Annotated in this window: 23 protein-coding genes and 1 tRNA gene; 7 read left to right on the forward strand and 17 right to left on the reverse strand. The window is 43.8% G+C overall.

The genetic code is table 11. The features are described from left to right. Positions 1-2: 2 nt before the first annotated feature. The 3 genes from Q8O71_03235 to Q8O71_03245 all read right to left on the reverse strand — a co-directional run bounded on the left by Q8O71_03235 (position 3) and on the right by Q8O71_03245 (position 1834). Positions 3-395 carry a cupin domain-containing protein gene (locus tag Q8O71_03235; GenBank protein MDP2705377.1) on the reverse strand — a complete coding sequence of 131 codons (393 nt, stop codon included), beginning with the start codon at positions 393-395 and terminating at the stop codon, positions 3-5. A gap of 52 nt (positions 396-447) precedes the next feature. Beyond that, positions 448-1107 carry an adenylosuccinate synthetase gene (locus Q8O71_03240; GenBank protein MDP2705378.1) on the reverse strand — a complete coding sequence of 220 codons (660 nt, stop codon included), beginning with the start codon at positions 1105-1107 and terminating at the stop codon, positions 448-450. 232 nt (positions 1108-1339) lie between these two features. Continuing rightward, positions 1340-1834 carry a GerMN domain-containing protein gene (locus Q8O71_03245; protein ID MDP2705379.1) on the reverse strand — a complete coding sequence of 165 codons (495 nt, stop codon included), beginning with the start codon at positions 1832-1834 and terminating at the stop codon, positions 1340-1342. A 358-nt stretch (positions 1835-2192) separates the two neighbouring features. Here Q8O71_03245 and Q8O71_03250 point away from each other — a divergent pair, with 358 nt between their 5' ends. After that, entirely contained in the window at positions 2193-2453 is a 261-nt protein-coding gene (locus Q8O71_03250; protein ID MDP2705380.1) for a 4a-hydroxytetrahydrobiopterin dehydratase, read from the forward strand. Positions 2454-2508: 55 nt separating this feature from the next. Next, positions 2509-3009, forward strand: a complete 501-nt coding sequence (locus Q8O71_03255; protein ID MDP2705381.1) for a hypothetical protein — start codon at positions 2509-2511, stop codon at positions 3007-3009. 62 nt (positions 3010-3071) lie between these two features. Here Q8O71_03255 and Q8O71_03260 read toward each other — a convergent pair whose 3' ends face one another. The 5 genes from Q8O71_03260 to Q8O71_03280 form a co-directional block, all read right to left on the reverse strand. Then, entirely contained in the window at positions 3072-3977 is a 906-nt protein-coding gene (locus tag Q8O71_03260) for a M15 family metallopeptidase (protein MDP2705382.1), read from the reverse strand. 285 nt (positions 3978-4262) lie between these two features. Then, positions 4263-4535: a hypothetical protein gene (locus Q8O71_03265; GenBank protein MDP2705383.1), complete on the reverse strand. Its 273-nt coding sequence runs from the start codon at positions 4533-4535 to the stop codon at positions 4263-4265. A 1053-nt stretch (positions 4536-5588) separates the two neighbouring features. Further along, positions 5589-5663: transfer RNA gene (locus tag Q8O71_03270), tRNA-Asn, on the reverse strand. A 232-nt stretch (positions 5664-5895) separates the two neighbouring features. Then, positions 5896-6657 carry an ABC transporter permease gene (locus Q8O71_03275; protein MDP2705384.1) on the reverse strand — a complete coding sequence of 254 codons (762 nt, stop codon included), beginning with the start codon at positions 6655-6657 and terminating at the stop codon, positions 5896-5898. 154 nt (positions 6658-6811) lie between these two features. Continuing rightward, a complete protein-coding gene (locus Q8O71_03280) occupies positions 6812-7546 on the reverse strand; it encodes an ABC transporter ATP-binding protein (GenBank protein ID MDP2705385.1) in 735 nt (244 codons plus the stop codon). 77 nt (positions 7547-7623) lie between these two features. Here Q8O71_03280 and Q8O71_03285 point away from each other — a divergent pair, with 77 nt between their 5' ends. After that, positions 7624-8118, forward strand: coding sequence for a VIT1/CCC1 transporter family protein (locus Q8O71_03285; protein MDP2705386.1), 495 nt, complete (start codon positions 7624-7626; stop codon positions 8116-8118). Between the two features lie 36 nt (positions 8119-8154). Then, positions 8155-8451 carry a hypothetical protein gene (locus Q8O71_03290; GenBank protein MDP2705387.1) on the forward strand — a complete coding sequence of 99 codons (297 nt, stop codon included), beginning with the start codon at positions 8155-8157 and terminating at the stop codon, positions 8449-8451. Between the two features lie 279 nt (positions 8452-8730). Here Q8O71_03290 and Q8O71_03295 read toward each other — a convergent pair whose 3' ends face one another. From Q8O71_03295 to rpmG, 3 genes are all read right to left on the reverse strand, one after another. Continuing rightward, the gene (locus Q8O71_03295; GenBank protein MDP2705388.1) at positions 8731-9702 is read right to left on the reverse strand and encodes a YvcK family protein; all 972 of its coding nucleotides are present in this window, start codon (positions 9700-9702) and stop codon (positions 8731-8733) included. A 5-nt stretch (positions 9703-9707) separates the two neighbouring features. Further along, positions 9708-10559: a DUF2090 domain-containing protein gene (locus Q8O71_03300; protein MDP2705389.1), complete on the reverse strand. Its 852-nt coding sequence runs from the start codon at positions 10557-10559 to the stop codon at positions 9708-9710. Between the two features lie 197 nt (positions 10560-10756). Beyond that, positions 10757-10927 (reverse strand): 50S ribosomal protein L33, encoded by a 171-nt coding sequence (gene rpmG / locus Q8O71_03305; protein ID MDP2705390.1) that lies wholly within the window; start codon positions 10925-10927, stop codon positions 10757-10759. Between the two features lie 142 nt (positions 10928-11069). Here rpmG and Q8O71_03310 point away from each other — a divergent pair, with 142 nt between their 5' ends. Beyond that, positions 11070-11267 carry a DUF378 domain-containing protein gene (locus Q8O71_03310; GenBank protein MDP2705391.1) on the forward strand — a complete coding sequence of 66 codons (198 nt, stop codon included), beginning with the start codon at positions 11070-11072 and terminating at the stop codon, positions 11265-11267. 73 nt (positions 11268-11340) lie between these two features. On the opposite strand, the gene Q8O71_03315 is transcribed toward Q8O71_03310, so the two are convergent. The 5 genes from Q8O71_03315 to Q8O71_03335 form a co-directional block, all read right to left on the reverse strand. Beyond that, positions 11341-11736 carry a hypothetical protein gene (locus tag Q8O71_03315; protein ID MDP2705392.1) on the reverse strand — a complete coding sequence of 132 codons (396 nt, stop codon included), beginning with the start codon at positions 11734-11736 and terminating at the stop codon, positions 11341-11343. A 152-nt stretch (positions 11737-11888) separates the two neighbouring features. Then, entirely contained in the window at positions 11889-12605 is a 717-nt protein-coding gene (locus Q8O71_03320) for a nucleoside monophosphate kinase (GenBank protein ID MDP2705393.1), read from the reverse strand. 81 nt (positions 12606-12686) lie between these two features. Continuing rightward, positions 12687-13985 carry a phosphopyruvate hydratase gene (gene eno, locus Q8O71_03325; protein ID MDP2705394.1) on the reverse strand — a complete coding sequence of 433 codons (1299 nt, stop codon included), beginning with the start codon at positions 13983-13985 and terminating at the stop codon, positions 12687-12689. 196 nt (positions 13986-14181) lie between these two features. Continuing rightward, complete coding sequence (locus tag Q8O71_03330) at positions 14182-14439, reverse strand: RNA-binding protein (protein ID MDP2705395.1); 258 nt, start codon at positions 14437-14439, stop codon at positions 14182-14184. A gap of 133 nt (positions 14440-14572) precedes the next feature. Further along, positions 14573-15346 (reverse strand): hypothetical protein, encoded by a 774-nt coding sequence (locus Q8O71_03335; protein ID MDP2705396.1) that lies wholly within the window; start codon positions 15344-15346, stop codon positions 14573-14575. A gap of 24 nt (positions 15347-15370) precedes the next feature. Between Q8O71_03335 and Q8O71_03340 the strand changes: the two genes are divergently transcribed. Further along, a complete protein-coding gene (locus Q8O71_03340) occupies positions 15371-16357 on the forward strand; it encodes an ATP phosphoribosyltransferase regulatory subunit (GenBank protein MDP2705397.1) in 987 nt (328 codons plus the stop codon). 17 nt (positions 16358-16374) lie between these two features. Next, positions 16375-16947, forward strand: coding sequence for a ribonuclease H-like domain-containing protein (locus tag Q8O71_03345; protein ID MDP2705398.1), 573 nt, complete (start codon positions 16375-16377; stop codon positions 16945-16947). Between the two features lie 16 nt (positions 16948-16963). Here the strand turns inward: Q8O71_03345 and Q8O71_03350 are convergent, their stop codons facing one another. After that, positions 16964-17731 (reverse strand): undecaprenyl-diphosphate phosphatase, encoded by a 768-nt coding sequence (locus Q8O71_03350; GenBank protein ID MDP2705399.1) that lies wholly within the window; start codon positions 17729-17731, stop codon positions 16964-16966. Between the last annotated feature and the right edge of the window lie 92 nt (positions 17732-17823).

A 17823-nucleotide genomic window follows, 5' to 3' on the forward strand; every position in this document is an offset into this window, starting at 1 on the left:
TGCTACTCCGTGGTCCTGCCATCGAAGTGTTCTTCATTTGACAGAGCCTCGGCCTTCGTCTTGCGGACAGTACCGTCTTGATGTTCCGGGGGTGAATAAAGAGTATACAGTTTCATATCCGCACTGCCCGCATTTATGACATTGTGTTTTACACCCGCAGGCACAACAACCGCACTCCCGTCGGCAATTACATGTTCCACACCATTAAGCACAGCTTTCCCCTCTCCCGCTTCAACTCTGATAAATTGGTCAAGGGTGTGAACTTCTTCTCCGATATCTTCGCCTGGTTTAAGATTCATCAAAACCAACTGACTGTTTTTTGCCGTATACAGCACACGTCGGAAATCGGAATTTTCAAGAGATTCCTTTTCAATGTTTGAAACATAACCTTTCATACCGTTGATTATACACCCAAAAGAAAACCGTCAGCCTTGGGCTGACGGTTTTTTATAAAGGAACAATTTTTTCCATGTTTTTTCCGAAAGAAACCGCGCGGACCTTCACTTGCGCTTCTTTTTCTAGAAGCGTAATACCCTCAATAAATTCTTTGGGTAGGTCTTTGGAGGAAGAGACGGCGTCCGTTTCGCATTTCCATCCGGGAAACCTTTTGTAAAATGCCTGGCATTTTTCCAGAACTCCGTTTGACGGAATTGCGGTATAAAACTCGCTTTGCATTGAGAGTGTTTCCTTACCCCGGCGTTTTCCCGTGTAATACGGCTCCGTCCCTTCGTAACGATATCCGACACATAATCGTATTTCAGGACAACCGTTTAACACTTCGGCCCGAGCAAGGATAATTTCCCTTCGCTCGTTTCTCAAAGCGTGACGTAACAAGGCAAGGTCGAGCCAGCCTATTCTCAAAGGCCTTCCAAGAGCATCATACTCATCCGCCTTTATACGAATAGCCGCGCCCAGTTCAAATTCATCCTTACTTTCAAGGCTTGCCGTGGGAAACTCTTTGAGATCCCGCTCTCTGTCGACAAGACCTGCACACCATCGTGCAGATTTCCGGCCTCCCATTTCCGTGGGAATACATTGCCGCAAATTGGAATTAGCCATATAAAACGCTTTGACGACAAAACATCTATCCGTAAAAAAGCGGTTCATATAAACCTCCTTTCGTGGAAGTTACGATTTTAAAGAAGAATCATTTTCTTGCCACACATTATATAAAAAGACCAAAAGACGCAAGAAAGGGATAGCTTTTCAAAAATATTTCCCTCAAGCCGTTTGAGCGAAAATTTACTTTTCCAAAATCTTACGGAGCTCGTTGAGGGCGAGTAGAGAAAAATTCAGAAGAATTTTATCGTGTTTTGGAAAAGTGAATTTGAGCGGGTCTTTAAGGCTGGAACAATTCTTCGGGCAAAAAACGGACGGAGGATACCTCGGGAAATTGTTTTGCCGTAGCTTCAATTTGAAACCACAAAATCCCAACCCGGCATGAGCCGCCCCCTGTTTTGTTTTCGGTATCGGAAAAAGTAAGTGTGAGAAGACCGTTTTTAAGTTCGGTACTTTTCAATTCCAGACCGGGTAAGGGATATTCGGTCATGAGGCCTTGCTTCTTTTCTGCTTCAGTCAGCTCACCTTTCAAAAGCAGGTTGATGGTGTCTTCTATCGGCATCGTACTGTTCTCAATCTTCCGTTCAACGCTTTGCAAACCGTTTTGAGAACATAATATGTTTCCCGTTTCGTCTTTATCCGCTTTCGGATTGTAATAAAAAAGTTGGACAGCACGGCCGACATCTTCTTTGTGCAGCAATAATGGCACGAAATACAACGATGATACGACAAGAAAAGAGAGAATAACAAAAAAGATAAGAGATTGTTTACTCATGCCCCCAGTATACACCCTCAAAAAATAACGAAAAAGACCCGCCTTTACAAAACGCGGTGGGTCTTTCTAACAGGAAATGGCTTCTATCCAGCCTATTTTCTTGAAAAAACAAAAAAGTTCTTCCGAGTTCATAAAGAGCGTTGGTAAAACACAGAGCCCACACAACTCCCGTACGTTCTCAATCTTCCTTTTCCCTTCCCCGCATTCAAGCACGTCCCCCGCTTTAACGAAACCAAAACAAGCGGAAAGTTTTGCACGGCAAAGATAGCAACGTCTCATTATTTCCTCCTTTGTCTGTAATGAACCGGCTAGCACTTCCTCAGCAATAATAACAAATAGGTGCCGAATATGCTGTAGAATGGACTGCATGGACACTTGGGAGGAAAAAGGTAATTTTTTGCATAAGACCTTTATTTTCAAAGACTTTAAAGAGGCGCTTGCATTTGTTAACCAAGTGGGAGAAATTGCGGAACGATTACAGCATCACCCTGATATTTCCATTAGTAATTACAAGGAGGTTTCTATTTCAACAACTACCCACAGCGAGAATAATAAAGTAACAGAAAAAGATTATGCTCTTGCAAAAGAAATCAACAGTTTAGAGCACTTGCACAAATAATTTGTGTACAAATGTTCTATAATGAATATGAATTTTATTAGCTCAATTAAAAACTATGAAGGACAATAATATTATCCTCTATGTGCTCGGCCTAGTCATTGTCGCGAGCATTGCATTTGGTGTTTGGGTAAATTCAAAACCCAAACCGGCGGTAGTCGAAGATACGAACTCCCCCGTTTCTTCAAATTCGTCTACCCCCTCTAGCTCCTCCGCCGCCTCACAGACGGGAGGTGCGGTTATAAAAGAAACTCCCGTAACACAGACGCAAACAAACCCGAACGTCAAAACCGTCTTGTATCGGGGTACTTTGTTTGAACCAGCGATTATCGAGATTAACCACGGTCAAGAAATATTGTTTATAAACAAAAGCAGCAGCGCAATGCGCCTTGTGTTTTCTGTTCCCGGTACCACAGCCCAAAGCTATACATCATTTGACCAGGTGAAAACCGTAGGCAAGGATGGAACATATCAGCTTATCTTCAATCAACCCGGCATATGGAATTTCTACAACCTTAACGGCAACAAAGCCGTTATCGGCACCGTTAACGTAAAATAAAGAGTGCTTTGAACAAAACCCCCGCCAAGTTCGCTTGGCGGGGGTTTTTCAAATCTCGCGATCTAATCGAAAAGGTTGATGAGATATTTATCTATTTCGCGCTGGTCGAGGTCGTAAAAATATTTATTTTCATCATGAAGTTTCGTCGCAAGTGTTACACCCACAAACCGCCAGTGCCACGGTTCAAATTGGTAATACAAATTATTTTCGGAGTATGAAAGTACGAAACCGTATTTGTAAGCGTTTTGGGTCAGCCATATATATGCGGCAGTATTTTTGAACGTATTAAAACTTGCCCCTAAATCAGGAGTTGTGAAATCAACCGTTGTTCCAAGTTGATGCTCCGAATATCCTTGGTCGGCGGAAAACTGATTCGCTCCGGACCCGTACGTCACTTTGTAATTAGACTTAAGAGAAGATTGTTCCGCAAAAGACCGATATCCCGAAATGATTTGAAGCGGGACGGAGTTTGCTTTGGCATCATTTAAAAGTTTCGCAAGATAGAGCCATACGCTTGTCTGAATTGAAATCGTTTTTCCGTTGCGATACGCGTATTCCGAATTCGTAATGTCAGTGAGGGTAGCGGGGATATAGTTTTCGTTAAGAAAGTAAACTTTTGAATATTTTTTTAGAAGTTCCGGGTCGGTCATGCTCAGCTTTTGAAGTGTGCCGACAGTACCCGTAATACTTTTAAGCTGAAAATCGAAGTAGTCGTTTTTCCCCTGCTCGACCCTAAGCGCTTCAGCCAAGTTCGTATTTTCATTTTGCGCTTGGGCAAAACTCTCCTGCAGTTCGGAAATTTGTGCTTTAAATGCGGCGGTATCCGAAACCAGCTGGCTTTTTGTAGCCGTTAGTTGTTTTGCCATTGAAAAATAGACGTATACGCTTCCTCCAAGCAAGATAAGCAGAATTGCGACAGTGGCCTGAAGTGGTGTAAAAGGTTTGGATTGGAAGAAGACGGCTTTCATAGGAAAAAATTGTACCACAACAAAAACCCGTCCGCTTGAAGCGGACGGGTTTGTTAAAAATCTTTCAAATTATCCTTCACAATCACATTCGGAGCATTTCTCCCCCGCTTTGTGCTCGTGTTCGCACATTGCACATTTTACTTCTTCCATTGCGTTAAGTCTTAATGCCTTGTAAATCGACTTTCTCCCCTATTTTATCATGTCTTTAAAAACAGCAAAATATAAATAAAAAAAAGCCCGTCAAATTTTATTTTGAACGGACTTTTCAGTTTCTCAGAGAAGCAATTACGAATCAAAAACAGCGGGAGACGCGAGAGCACCTAAAGTTTCCTGGTCTTCAAGAGGATTAAAAATGCGGTCATCCTCCTTTCGAATATCTTTTTTGTAGGACTCGAGATGTTCTTGGTATCCTTGTATGGAGGCGGAACATTCCGCCTTATGAAACACTCTCCACCACGAAAGCGACATTCTGTATTTTTCTAGCACATCAATACGCTTTTCGATTTCCCGTACCACGGCTTGGTCCAAAGTTACATGTTCCGAAGTTGTTTTTTGCATCGGACACCTCCCAAAAAAATGGTTAAGAACAGCAACAATTCCTCAATTTCTAGTAAGAAAGATAGCACAAAAAAACTGAGAAGTCAAGCATCCTCCGAAAGGCTGCGAGGAGAAACTTTATTTTGATTTTTTGCGGGAAGCTCTTTCCGCAAGCATCAGTCTCTTTATCGCAAGACGCTTCTTTGTCTTGGGGGAATGTTTTGATTTTCTTTTCGGACTAAGGAATCCGCCTCTTTTTGCCATATAAATAAGTAGTTAATGAATAGTCGACTAATTCTACACCGATAAGAAAATTAAACAACCTTGAATATTCCTCCCCTTCTGGTATGAAGTGAGAACTACATTAAGAGATTTAAAATGTAAAAATTAAATTGTATATAAAAGAAAACCACCTGCAAATTTAAGGTGATTTCCTTACATTCGAGGTGGTTTAGGCTAGAACGCAAAACTTAATGTGCAAAGTCTGAGACCGCGGCGAGCAAGCGCTCGGTCAACAATGCCACAAATTCTTGTTTGTACACTTTTTTTCTTGAGTTGTTCACTTGTTAAAACACGTGAACATCTTTGAAGAACTTTTTTCAGAACACCATTCACCTGATTCATGGCTGCATCTCCAGTAAAGGGTTAGGGTTTCTGGTTCAACCAGTCTAAGCCTTATTGTACACCGTAATACAATATTTGTCAATATCTAGCTCCCCCGGGAGGATTCGGTCACAGGTTCTTGCTTCGCAGACCTGCGACCCCGACTCGGCGCTTCATCCTGCCCCGCAGGCGCGCCTCCGTCTTTCGAACCCCCTAACCGTGGAAGTTGGAAATACAAAAACGCCCGTGAAGGGCGTCTTGATTTTCAAAGCTCCCCCGGGAGGATTCGGCTACACGTCTTATCTCGCCGTCGCTCGGTAAACTCGCAGCCCGCCCCTCGCGGTTTTGTCTGCTGACAAAACATCGCTGCGGTCTTCGAATCCTCACGAACGCACAACAATGTGCGTTCTCCGTTTGGAAAACCTAAACGATAAAAAAGACCCTGCGTGGAGCAAGGTCTTTTTTATTCGTTGGCTCCCCCGGGAGGATTCGAACCTCCGACCAATCGATTAACAGTCGATTGCTCTACCGCTGAGCTACAGGGGAATGTAGTTATATTATTCCGCTCTGTTCTATGATTGCAAATTTTTATTCTTAGCAATCTCCTTACAGTGCGATCTCCTTACAGGAGCTGCACACCCTTTGAGATATTTTACTTCGTTCCTCATAAAATATCTCAAAGGGTCTTGCGAAGCTCCAAGTCTTCACTTCTCACTCCACCGCCAAGCTACAGGGGAATAATAAAGACTATACTAGCAAAAAATCGCTATCCTGCAATCTACTCTCTTATTCTCCAGCCCTTGGCAAAAAGACGTTCTACAAGCACGGAAAGACCGATAATCAGAAAAAGGGTCATGAGCATGCCGAACGTCTGATTGGCTTCGCTGATACCAACCATTGAAAACCGGATACCATCCGCAAAATAGAAAAACGGATTCCATAAAGCAATAACGTGCAAATTTTGCGGAAGCATTGAGATTGAGTAGAAAACACCTCCGAGAAAAGAAAGGGGCGTGATAATGAATGTGTTCCATACGCTTAACTGTTCGAATCCGCCCGCCTGAAGACCAGCAAGAATTCCCAATAGCGAGAAAATTGCAGACACACCGATAAGGTAGAAAAGGAAAAAGCCAAAATGTTCCATCTGTGCCACACCAAACAAAACGGCAATGAAAAGCACCCCCACACCAACCAAAATGCCGCGAACGACTCCGCTTAAAGTAAACCCAATTACCATTTCAAGATGGGAAAGAGGAGCAACAAGTATTTCTTGGATATTGCGCGTCCAACGGCCGAAATAAACTGCGGAAGAAGTGCTTCCAAAAGCGGCCGCGACAACATTCATCATCAGAATCCCCGGCAACACAAAGGAAATGTAAGAAACACCGCCGATAAGGTCTATCTTCCCGCCAACTATCGAACCGAAAATGAAAATGTAGAGGAAGGCGGAAATCAGAGGGGTAACAATCGTTTGTGTGATGACCCTAAACGTTCGCTCAACCTCTCTGCGTATCAATGTGTAAAATCCTACCCAGTTCATCCCGTTAGAAATTTATTTATAAAGATATCCTGCGCAGTGCGTCTGCCGAATAGGCAGTTCCCGTTATGAGCGAAGCGCTGCGCCGACAAGAAGGACGTGGCTATTTGCCACTCGCGCTTCGCGTGGTTATGTAAAGATAAATTTCGTACGGGACTCATGATGTTTTGGGTTTTTCTTCTTTGGTTAACTCTAAAAATCGCTCCTCGAGTTTTTTGCCCCCTTCAAGGAATACTTCCTTTTTATCAAGTGCGATAATTTTCCCTTTGTGAATAATGGCAATGCGGTCGCACAGCCGCTCAACTTCTTCAAGATAGTGCGAGGTAAGAAGGATGGTTTTTCCTTTTTTGTTCAAATCTTGGAGGTACTCCCACAAGTCATGTCTCATTTCGACATCAACACCCGCAGTCGGTTCGTCGAGAATCAAAACTTCAGGGTCATGCATCAAGGCTCGTGCGAGCATCACACGACGCTTAAGCCCGCCGGAAAGCCATTGAAATGGTTTAGTGGCATGCGGAAGAAGATCAAATTGAACCAAAAGTTCATTGATGCGTTTTTTCCGTTCCGCGCTCCTCATGCCATAATATCCCCCCATATAATCGAGAATCTTTCGGGTAGTCGAAAAAATATCAACATTGAATTCCTGGGGAGACAGTCCCACTTTTTTTCGCGCCTCGCGGTAGTTGTTTTTTACATCAGCTCCACCGACAAGAATTGAGCCCTCGGCATACGTTGCGATTCCCGTAATACAATGGATTGTTGTCGTTTTCCCCGCTCCGTTCACTCCCAAAAATCCGAAAAACTCTCCTTTCTCTATACGAAAAGAAATGTCGTCGACAGCGACGGCATTTTTATATTTCTTTTTCAGATGTGTAATTTCTAGCGCACTCACGGCTCCCCATTATAACAAATAAAATCTTTTGGCAAAATTCCCAATGCACTTCTGTGTAACGTAGTATAATTGGGCATATGCATCTTTCTCGCGCTTCCTTCCTTTCATATATGCGCAATTTTATTTTTGGCGCGGAAGACAGTCTTGTGTCTACGGTGGGTTTGCTTGCAGGTATTGCCGCGGCAGGAACTGAAAAACGAGAGATTGTCATTGCCGGTCTTGTCCTGATTACCGTGGAAGCCTTTTCCATGGGCATTGGGAGCTACCTTTCGGAACGCAGCCTCAGCGATTCCGAGAGCAAAGACGGGGAAAGAAAAACCATTGTGGGAGCCCTGATTATGCTTCTTTCTTATGCCCTGGCCGGCTTTATTCCCCTTTCCCCATATTTGTTTCTTCCAATAGATATTGCCTCGAATACATCCATCGGAGCCACTTTGGCGTCTTTGTTCCTGCTCGGAATAATCAGCGCGCGAGCGTTAAAAACAAATGTGCTGAAAAATGCTTTTCGTCTATTGTTTTTTGGCGGAATTGCTTCCCTGTTGGGAATCGCCGTCGGTATTGCGCTTAAATAGAAGCGCGGTACTATAACAAATAGAAAGGAGGTGCGTATGGACGAAAACGACCATTTGTCTCTGGAGATGCAAGGTGGTAGTGGATTCGTCAAAGAGCAGAGATGGAGACGGACATTGTGTGGTGCAGTGCTCCTTGAACTTCCTGAACATTTGAAAAAGGCTTTTTTCAGGTATGAAAAATCATTTCCGAAAAAGTCTTTGCGTACATCGGGACTCATTACACCCAAGAGCCGCTGTTGCGGTGCGAGACTCCACTTAAGCAAGGGAGGAATCCGCAAAGAAATCTGCAACAAGTGTGGAAAACCGAATCCACCACCTGTCCGTTATTGCTAAAGACCGCTATCAACCCTATGTAGCGGTCTTTTTTTAGGGGTTGCCTAAATTTATTGACACGGTATAATGGGTGCTTGGTTGAACATTATCAGTCGTAATTTTGTTTTTGACTGAAGTAATATGGACGAAATGAACAACTCCATGGAAAACATGGACGAGCAGAAGAAGCCGGAAGAAACAACTGAAGGCACAGAAGAAAGCACAGAAACTTCTTCTGAAGAAGAATAGACAGAAATCGAAAACCCCTCCGCCTTAAGCGGAGGGGTTTTGTTTTAGAGTCTAAAGTTTCCCTATAATGGCCGCTATTTTATGAGAATCGTGACGTAGGACGGATGTGTCGTCATAAATATCGTCTATCACTATTTTCCCCCCGTATTGCGAAAGCGCGCCATCTATAATAACCGGATATTTCTTTTCCGCTTCGTAACCCTTTAACAGGGGCGAGGGCACAACTTTCGAGTTCCCGACAATAACATCAAAATGTTTCATCCCAAGATACAACAGTACTTCGCGGGCGAAGTCGGATGCGCAAAATCCGTGAGTTTCGCCCCACTTTGTCATCAAATTAAGTATATAAACTTTTTTTGCGCGACTTTCCCGAATCGCTTCCGAAACCCCTTTTACCAGAAGATTCGGAATTATCGATGTATATAAATCTCCTGGACCGATAATAATCATATCCGCCTGCGTAATGGCTTCCCGGGTTTTTTCGTACACATGTGCTTCGGGCTTAAGAAAAACTTTCTCTATGCGTTTTGAGCCGTCATGTTTGGGAATATCGATGTTGGTTTCTCCCTCAATTATGCTCCCATCTTCAAGTTCCGCGCATAACTGCGATTTGTGCACGCTTACGGGCAAGACGGTGCCTTTAATATTGAGAAGCTTCCCCGCTTCCGCTATCGCCTCCGCATCGTCAGACTTGATGTGTGCAAGAGCCGTTAAAAATAAATTGCCGAAATTGTGCCCGTGAAGGGTGCTCCCCGGATTATTGAAACGAAAATTAAAAAGACTTCGCAGTGTTTCTTCCCGCTCCCCTCCCGACAAAGCGACGAGACACCGGCGCGCATCGCCCGGCGGTAAAACTCCGAATTCGTCTCGGAGAATTCCGCTTGAACCACCCGAATCAAACATCGTGACCACGGCGGTGATGTCAAACGGATATTCCTTCAGACCACGGAGCATAACAAAGCTTCCGGTGCCGCCCCCGATGACGACTACTTTCTTTTTCCTTGTCGGGCTAAGAAAGCGCATACGTTTTACTCGGACGGTTTCTTATGAAGTATGAGAGAGGCTATTTCGTCAAACCGCCGTGGCAGTGTTTCTCGAAAGAAAATTTCTCTTTCGGAAGGTTCGTAGGCCCCGACTTCCTGCCACAAGGCGCGCCCGGCAAGAAATCCCTTTGCTCCGGCTTCAACGGCCGTCTGGAGTTGCTCTTTGAAAGCGTCGAAAGATACTCCGCGGGTCAGAAGAATCCACGGGACATTGCCTGCTTTTGTGTTCATTTCCTTACATACATACGGGTCACCTTCGGGGAATTCAAGTTTCCACACGTCGGGAATAATATCCTTTGCAATAAGCGCATCCATGGAAGAAAGAATCAGTTCTCCGCGCGATTTCGGGGCCCCTTCCACTTCGTATGTCACGATCTCAAGGAACAAAGGCATTTGTGCGGAGTGAGCGTCGGCGAGCACTTCTTTGGCCGTTTGAAGTTGCTTTTCCGCTGATTTGGAAAACGGGTTGAAGTAAAGAAGCAGTTTGACTCCCTGCGCTCCTTTTTCTTTTAAATCTTTAGCTGTGTAGATAATTTTCGTGTATCGTTCGTCGGTTCCTCCTTCGTAGCTGGATTCCTCAACACGCAAAAGATAGGGCGGCTGATGAAGAGTTTTCTTTGTCGCTCCCTCGTATGCGGGCAAACCATATTCCGAATCAATGAGAACCCCGCTCATCCGGGAAAGCAAAGAAGCGATAATACCCCGTTTGAGTTCAATGATATCCGAAGGGTACACCCCTGCGGGATTGCGCGGATTGATAATTTTCCTGAAACTGTCTTCGTGGTCAAGAGCAAGCATCAAAAACGCACCTCTTTTCGTAAATATATCGGCGTTCATAAAAATTGTTTGTTTAAGTACAGAAAATTATATCACAGGGAAACCGTAAAAAAGAAAAAGAGAGTGAGAAGCGAAGACTTGGAGCTTCGCAAGACCGGAGGAGCGCTTCCGCTCCGAGGTGGGGTCGCGAAATTTTCTAGTAAGAAAATATTCGTGACAGGATAAAAACCAGAGCAAAAAGCCCCTTCAGGGGGCTTTTACTTTTTCTCTTTGTACACCGTATGCTTCCGGGCTATTGGGTTGTATTTTTTAATTGAAAGTTTCGCCGGAGTATTTTTTTTGTTTTTGGACGTAAAATACACATGGCCCTTACCTACGCCTTTTGCGTCCCCTTCCGAAACGATTCTTATGAGTTTATCTTGAGACATAACGAGAAAAAGTATAACAGAAAAAAAAGAAAGCGCAATGTCCGTGAATGAGGGTCATTGCGTCTTCCGGGAACATGCTATCATGAAATGCATAAGACCTTTTCGGGGTCGAATTTTATATAACTCCTTTACAAACCAAACAATGAATAAAATTGCATGGTGGCTTGTCATCATCGGGGCTCTTAACTGGGGACTCGTAGGGATAGGCGAACTCGTCGGAGGAAATTGGAACATGGTCAATTTGCTTCTCGGAAGCATTTCTTCACTTGAAGCCATAGTATACGTGCTCGTTGGCGCTTCGGCAGTCGTTCTCCTCCTTGATAAGAAGAAAATGATGTAGTGTCTATTTAGGCATTTACAGCAAGAAAACAAATAATAAAAATACCGTCAGCCCAAGGCTGACGGTATTTTTATTAGAATTTGAGTTGACGAACAAAGGAACCGAGTATGTTGTGAATTTTCCCGAAATAAATTTTGAAATAAAGCGGTCTTTCTTCTATGCCTCTGGCTCCCGAGAAAATACGTCCCCCATTTTCAAGTTCTTGATATTTTACGTGCGGGTTTGTAACGGTCATGTGGCTTCCCATTTTTTTTGCTGTCCGGTATTTTCCGTCGCTGCAAAAGACTTTTTCACTTAACACGAAATCAACGTTGATCTCATTGAGCCGCGCAAGCTCTTCCGACTCATGTTTTTCTTCCTCAATGATGAAATCACGCAGATCTTCAAGCAGACGATTCACATCCTCCTGAAGTCTCGTCGCCGGAAGATCTTTTTTGTGCTGTTTTCTTAAAAATGATACTGCGTTCATAGTTTTTGTGTTTAGTTATAAGCACTATTTGCTTACTCTCAATAGTATCATTCTTTTGACATAATGTCAATGTATTTATATGATAAATGGCTTAGAATATAAGAAAAAGCGCGTCAGCCTAAGGCTGACGCGCTTTTATTGTTTTGTTTGCCTTAAACAGAAACTGATGCCGGTACAGGACCGACAAAATTACGAATTCTTCCCTTTCCGTTTTTTGTATGCCGGGGGAGAGCGAGTAATTGACGGGCTCTTTTGAACACCGACTCAATTGTTGACAAATTGGTTTGGGTGATACGGAGGTTTCGAATAATGTTTTTTTCCTGTAACTGGAGGTACTTGATCATGGGTACGGTTTTGCCCTTGAATTCTTTCCACCGTTTCTCGAAAGTGGACGTCGAGTCGTCTTTCCTGTCACCTCTGGTTTTGCCGGCACGAAGCAGTCTCTCGAGGAAAATTTCCTTTTCCCCGTCAAGAAAGAGATGTGTGACGCCAAAATGTGACCAATAACGTATGAAACTTGCGCGTTGGCCGTTTGTCCGGGGATAACCGCAAACAATTATCGGTATGCTCTTTGGCGCATAATCACCATTTCTTTCACGAATAATGCGCGTAACTTCTTTTTGGAAGCACGTGTCAATAATTTCGTCGGGAAGCAAATGACCCGAATTCATTGCCGTTTTCAGCGCCTCCTGAAGGTGGGGTTCTTTCAAAACGTTCGAAAAACTCGGGTCGTTTTGAATCGTTTTGCGAAGATAATCGCCCATGTCGATGAAACCAAAACCATATTCGCGGGCGAGCCCTTCCGCAAGGGTGTTTTTGCCCGAACACGGTCCACCGGTAACCAGGATAAAACGAACGCTTTTCTGCATTAACTACCTCCTCTGTTTAATAGGTTATAACGAACTTATCCTGGGCGAAAGAGTACCCCAAAAAACTACAAAGGTCAATATTTAGGGGGCGACAGGAAAAGTCTTTTTGCCTGCATATACGGCCTCATTCCCCAATTCTTCCTCAATTCTTAATAGCCGATTGTATTTTGCCACCCGCTCACTTCGGGAAAGAGAGCCTGTTTTAATCTGCCCTGTCCCAAGACCTACCGCAAAATCGGCTATGGTCGTGTCCTCGGTTTCTCCTGAACGGTGGGAAATGATTGATGTATATCGAGCTTTCCGCGCGATTTCGATAGTGTGTATCGTTTCGGTGACAGTCCCTATTTGATTTAGTTTCACAAGGATTGAATTTCCAACTCCTTCCGTAATTCCTTTTTCGAGGCGTACGGGATTTGTTACAAACAAGTCGTCACCGACAATCTGCATTTTCCCACCAAGAATATCGGTAAGTTTTTTGTATCCATCCCAGTCATCTTCGTACAGGCCATCTTCAAGAGAAATAAGAGGATATTTTTTCTGCCAGTCCACGTACATGGCAATCATTTCATCCGTCGTAAGATTTTTCCCTTCGGTTTTGAGGTTATATTTTCCATCGGCATAAAGTTCGTTCGACGCGGCGTCTATGGCAAGAGAGACATCTTTTCCGGCAACATAACCGGCGCGGTCAATTGATTTTAAAATCACTTCAATGGCAGCCTCGTTTGAAGGCAGAGCGGGCGCGTATCCTCCCTCGTCCCCAACCATGACATTGCAATTCATTTCTTCGAGTACTTTCTTCAGTGTATGAAAAATTTCCGAACCGTATCGCAATGCTTCTTTAAACGTCTGCGCCCCGTGCGGTACTATCATGAATTCTTGAAGATCGGTGGAATTAAGAGCATGTTTTCCGCCGTTTAAAATGTTCATGAGAGGAACGGGAAGAATCATCTTGCCTTTTCCGCTTATGTCATTGAAATAGCGGTAGAGCGGTTTCTTCTCGCTCTGGGCTGCCGCGTGAGAAAATCCGAGTGATACTCCTAAAATCGCGTTTGCCCCAAGATTACTTTTGTTTTCTGTGCCGTCAATTTCAAGCATTGTCTTGTCGAGATTTTCTTGACCAAACTCTTTTCCGACAAGCGAATTACTCAAGGTTGTGTTTACGTGCGTAACCGCGTTGGATACCCCTTTACCTTGATACCGTTTTTTGTCTCCATCGCGGAGTTCAACGGCCTCGTGCGTGCCTGTGGAAGCGCCGGAAGGAATGGCCGCACGGCCAAATGCGCCGTCTTCAAGAGTAACGTCAACTTCAACAGTAGGATTCCCGCGGGAGTCGAGAACTTCTCTTGCAAAAATGTTTCGTATTTTCTTTATCGTTTCCATTTGATGAGGACAGTATAGCAAAAACCCGCTCTAATTTCCTTTTGCAAAACACGATAAAATCCTACTGGATTTTTCTCTGCTCGCCTTCTTCAGGCTCCGCAAGATTTTTTAAAAGGAAATTCTCGCTCAAACGTCCTGAAGGAAAAGCTAAAGAAAAACAAAAAACCCCGCTTGCGCGGGGTGTTTTTGTTTATGCTTAGCGAGGCTGCATAGGTCGCGCCTCGTTAACCGTGATGGTTCTACCATCCATGTCCTTGCCATTGAGCATGTCAATAGCTTTCTGTCCGTCTTCGTCGTTTGTCATAGTGACAAATCCGAATCCGCGGGACTTTCCGGTCATACGGTCCATAATGACGTTTGCTGACTCAACTGCTCCGGCCTGTGAGAAAACTTCTGAAAGTCTCTCATCGGTCGTAGTGTAAGGCAAACCGCCAATATATAACTTCTTCGCCATTTGTTTCCGATGTACGTTAACTGAATAATTGCATCGCACACGAACCCCTACCAATGGCGAGTTAAAACCCTAGACCCACTGGAGATTTACGATACAAGAAGGGATTATACAAGAAATGAAGAAAAAAGCAAGCCTACAAGAGCGCATTGTCGATAGCGTATTCTCCGACACGCGTCCGAGTAAGAGAAAGAATAGTGCCCCCACAAGCCAGATTTTGGCCAAGTAAGTGAACAAGTCCGCGTATATACGTGCCCGAAGTGACTGAAAAAAAGACCGATGTTGTCCTGAATGTCTCCCCTTCTTTTCCCGCAAGTGTTTTGCGCCACTCCCGCACAATATCGTCCTGGCGAAAATTACCTGAAATTTTGGAAATTTTTTCTTCAATGGCCGAAAGAAGAACCTTACCGTGCATCGCGTTGTGAGAAACCACGTATGCGTTTTCCACGTGAATATCTTTGAGAGGAATTTCAATTTCGTTTATTTTTCCTTCACGGGCCCATTGAAACAGTGGTTTACCGAGAACCGGCTTGGAAGAGTAGGCTGGAAAGTGCTGGTGAGTTTCGTCGTGAAGTTTTTTCACTTCTTCTTCGACAAGAACATCAAATGTTTCGGGAAAGGAAAACGGCGTGCTGCGCATTATTCCGAGAATGTCGTATGTGTCGGTTGAAAAACCCCACAGGATTTCACATACATAGTCTTTGGTAAAAGAAAGATATTGCGCACGTTTTTTATTTTCTTCATCAACAAGCACGAGAAGCACCCCCTCGGCCATTGGGTCAAGACGTCCCGCATAACTCAATGTCGCATCCGCATACAGCGGATTTTCTTTTTTAAAACGCTCAAGACGTTCTTTGGGCGTTTCCCCAATACGTTTGTATAGATTGATGATTCCTTGTTTCTCCTTCATCTTTTGGCTACAATAGTACCTATCATGGAAGAAAAGGCAAAGAAGCTTTCAACTGAGAGCTACAAAGGTGTGCGGGATTTTTATCCCGAAGACATGGCTGTTCAAAATTATATTTTCTCGACATGGAGAAAAATAGTTGAGGAAGCCGGGTATCAAGAGTATGAAGCATCCATACTTGAATATGCCGACCTCTATCGAAGTAAAGGAAACGACGAAATTGTTAATGACCAGATGTATCTGTTCAAGGATAAAGGCGACCGTGAAGTTGCCCTTCGTCCAGAAATGACACCTTCGCTTGCCCGCATGATTGCGGCAAAGCGCAGAGGTCTCAAGCTCCCCCTCCGTTGGTATTCAATCCCAAACGTTTTTCGTTACGAACGTCCTCAACGCGGACGCAAGCGCGAACACTGGCAGCTCAACTGTGACCTTATAGGTGTTCCTGGAATTGAGGGAGATGTAGAGATTATTTCTCTTGCTCATAAAACTATGCGAGAGTTCGGAGCAAAAGATGAAGATTTCATTATACGAGTGAATGACCGGAAACTCTTTGACGAAATTTTTGAAGAGATTGGCGGTTGTTCATCGAGTACGAGAAAAGAAGTTATACGCCTTGTGGATGCTCAAGAAAAAATTGATAACTTTAAAGACGAACTTACCCGTAACTTGGGAGAAGAGAAAAAAGAAAGATTTCTAGAACTTTTGAATGGGAAGAAAACAACAAAAAATCTTGATAACTTAAAAAACGAGCTCAATTCAAGAGGGATTAATAATGTGGTTATTGATACAAACATTGCTCGGGGTTTTGATTACTACACGGGTATTGTCTTTGAAGCTTTTGACACAAACACGGAAAATCGTCGTTCTCTTTTTGGTGGTGGACGATATGATAATTTGCTTGAGATGTTCGGTGTAGAACCTGTAGCAATCGTTGGTTTCGGTATAGGAGATGTTACTGTTCGCGATTTTCTGGAAAGCCACAACCTCCCGCTTACTATTTCTAAAAAGTTATAATTTCTAGAAACTCCAGTATGCGAAAAATAGTTTTTGATGTTGAAACCGCGAATCTCTTTCAAGACGTGGGTACGAATAATCCTGCCGATTTGACCATTTCTCTTCTTGCCATTTACGACTACACGGAAGACAAGTATTCATCATTTTTGGAAAACGAACTTTCGCAGTTGTGGCCTATTCTCTCAAAAGCTGACATTCTTATCGGCTATAACTCGGACCACTTCGACATCCCCCTTCTCAATAAATATTACCCCGGCAATCTGGCAAAAATTAAAAGTGTTGATTTGCTGAGAGAGATTAAAAACAGTATTGGCAAGCGCGTACGCCTTGACCAGGTGGCGCAAGGAACTCTCGGTGTTTCTAAATCCGGACACGGCCTCCAGGCCCTTGAATGGTGGAAAAAGGGCGAGATAGAAAAAGTGAAAGCATATTGCATCGATGACGTAAAGATCACAAAAGATCTGTACGAGTATGCGCTTAAAAATAGCAAACTTTTCTATAAAGAAGGCCCTGCCAAACTTGAAATAAAACTTGATACCAGGCTTTGGGAAGAAGTCAAAGAAACCGCTTTCACCCAATCACTTTTCTAAAGAAAGTGGCGGCCTGTCAAAAAATAATAAACCAAAAAAGAAGCGCTACCAAAATGCGGTATATGCCGAATGGGACAAAGTCGTGTTTTTGAACAAATCCGAGGAAAAATTTGATACTTGCCATGGCAACCAAAAATGCCGAGAAAAAACCCACGGCAAGTATCCCCGCCTCGTTTAAGGAAAAAGTGGAAGCATTTTTGTACAGATCAAGCCCGCTTGCGGCAAGCATCGTGGGCACGGCAAGCAGGAAGGAAAACTCAACGATTGTTTTTCTTTTGAGCCCCAAAAGCAATCCTCCCAGAATTGTCGCAGCCGAACGCGAGACTCCGGGAATAAGCGCCACGGACTGGAACAGCCCGACAAAAAACGACTGGGAATAAGAGATGGAATGCACGTCTTCGGTTGCGGTGTCTTTTTCCTTATGGAGAAGTTCAAAAACAATAAGAACAATACCACCGATAAAAAGCGCCCAAAGAACAATGGCGTTATTCCCCAAGAAATATGTTTTCACAACGCGGTACAGGGTAAATCCAACAAGCGCCGTCGGGAGAAACGCGACAACAAGTTTCTTTATGATGGTAAGGTTAAGAAACGATTTCCAATAGAGAACGATAACCGAAGCGATGGCCCCGAGTTGAATGATTATTTCAAAACTTTTAAGGAAATCCGTTTGGGCCAAATGTGAAATTTGACTCACGAGGATTAAATGCCCCGTCGAGGATACCGGTAAAAATTCGGTAATGCCCTCAACTATGCCGAGCAAAATCGCTTGGATAACGGTCATTACAGTATTATCACAGAAAATCTGCGCTTCCGTAAGTCCTGCTAATTTGGAATGGCTGTGGTAAAATGAGGCTCATTAACAAATCACAGTCT

The sequence above is a fragment of the bacterium genome (genome assembly GCA_030690305.1).
GTDB lineage: Bacteria > Patescibacteriota > Minisyncoccia > Phycocordibacterales > JAGLPS01 > JBBUCK01.

What these genes read in the sequence shown, in the direction of transcription:
- Q8O71_03350 (MDP2705399.1), bottom strand. Translation starts at nt 17,731, where the DNA reads ATGACCGTTATCCAAGCGATTTTGCTCGGCATAGTTGAGGGCATTACC.
- Q8O71_03320 (MDP2705393.1), bottom strand. Translation starts at nt 12,605, where the DNA reads ATGCAGAAAAGCGTTCGTTTTATCCTGGTTACCGGTGGACCGTGTTCG.
- Q8O71_03245 (MDP2705379.1), bottom strand. Translation starts at nt 1,834, where the DNA reads ATGAGTAAACAATCTCTTATCTTTTTTGTTATTCTCTCTTTTCTTGTC.
- Q8O71_03255 (MDP2705381.1), top strand. Translation starts at nt 2,509, where the DNA reads ATGAAGGACAATAATATTATCCTCTATGTGCTCGGCCTAGTCATTGTC.
- Q8O71_03285 (MDP2705386.1), top strand. Translation starts at nt 7,624, where the DNA reads ATGCATCTTTCTCGCGCTTCCTTCCTTTCATATATGCGCAATTTTATT.
- rpmG (MDP2705390.1), bottom strand. Translation starts at nt 10,927, where the DNA reads ATGTCTCAAGATAAACTCATAAGAATCGTTTCGGAAGGGGACGCAAAA.
- Q8O71_03345 (MDP2705398.1), top strand. Translation starts at nt 16,375, where the DNA reads ATGCGAAAAATAGTTTTTGATGTTGAAACCGCGAATCTCTTTCAAGAC.
- Q8O71_03300 (MDP2705389.1), bottom strand. Translation starts at nt 10,559, where the DNA reads ATGAACGCCGATATATTTACGAAAAGAGGTGCGTTTTTGATGCTTGCT.
- Q8O71_03340 (MDP2705397.1), top strand. Translation starts at nt 15,371, where the DNA reads ATGGAAGAAAAGGCAAAGAAGCTTTCAACTGAGAGCTACAAAGGTGTG.
- Q8O71_03315 (MDP2705392.1), bottom strand. Translation starts at nt 11,736, where the DNA reads ATGAACGCAGTATCATTTTTAAGAAAACAGCACAAAAAAGATCTTCCG.
- Q8O71_03250 (MDP2705380.1), top strand. Translation starts at nt 2,193, where the DNA reads ATGGACTGCATGGACACTTGGGAGGAAAAAGGTAATTTTTTGCATAAG.
- Q8O71_03260 (MDP2705382.1), bottom strand. Translation starts at nt 3,977, where the DNA reads ATGAAAGCCGTCTTCTTCCAATCCAAACCTTTTACACCACTTCAGGCC.
- Q8O71_03235 (MDP2705377.1), bottom strand. Translation starts at nt 395, where the DNA reads ATGAAAGGTTATGTTTCAAACATTGAAAAGGAATCTCTTGAAAATTCC.
- Q8O71_03265 (MDP2705383.1), bottom strand. Translation starts at nt 4,535, where the DNA reads ATGCAAAAAACAACTTCGGAACATGTAACTTTGGACCAAGCCGTGGTA.
- Q8O71_03295 (MDP2705388.1), bottom strand. Translation starts at nt 9,702, where the DNA reads ATGCGCTTTCTTAGCCCGACAAGGAAAAAGAAAGTAGTCGTCATCGGG.
- Q8O71_03240 (MDP2705378.1), bottom strand. Translation starts at nt 1,107, where the DNA reads ATGAACCGCTTTTTTACGGATAGATGTTTTGTCGTCAAAGCGTTTTAT.
- Q8O71_03275 (MDP2705384.1), bottom strand. Translation starts at nt 6,657, where the DNA reads ATGAACTGGGTAGGATTTTACACATTGATACGCAGAGAGGTTGAGCGA.
- Q8O71_03330 (MDP2705395.1), bottom strand. Translation starts at nt 14,439, where the DNA reads ATGGCGAAGAAGTTATATATTGGCGGTTTGCCTTACACTACGACCGAT.
- Q8O71_03335 (MDP2705396.1), bottom strand. Translation starts at nt 15,346, where the DNA reads ATGAAGGAGAAACAAGGAATCATCAATCTATACAAACGTATTGGGGAA.
- eno (MDP2705394.1), bottom strand. Translation starts at nt 13,985, where the DNA reads ATGGAAACGATAAAGAAAATACGAAACATTTTTGCAAGAGAAGTTCTC.
- Q8O71_03310 (MDP2705391.1), top strand. Translation starts at nt 11,070, where the DNA reads ATGAATAAAATTGCATGGTGGCTTGTCATCATCGGGGCTCTTAACTGG.
- Q8O71_03290 (MDP2705387.1), top strand. Translation starts at nt 8,155, where the DNA reads ATGGACGAAAACGACCATTTGTCTCTGGAGATGCAAGGTGGTAGTGGA.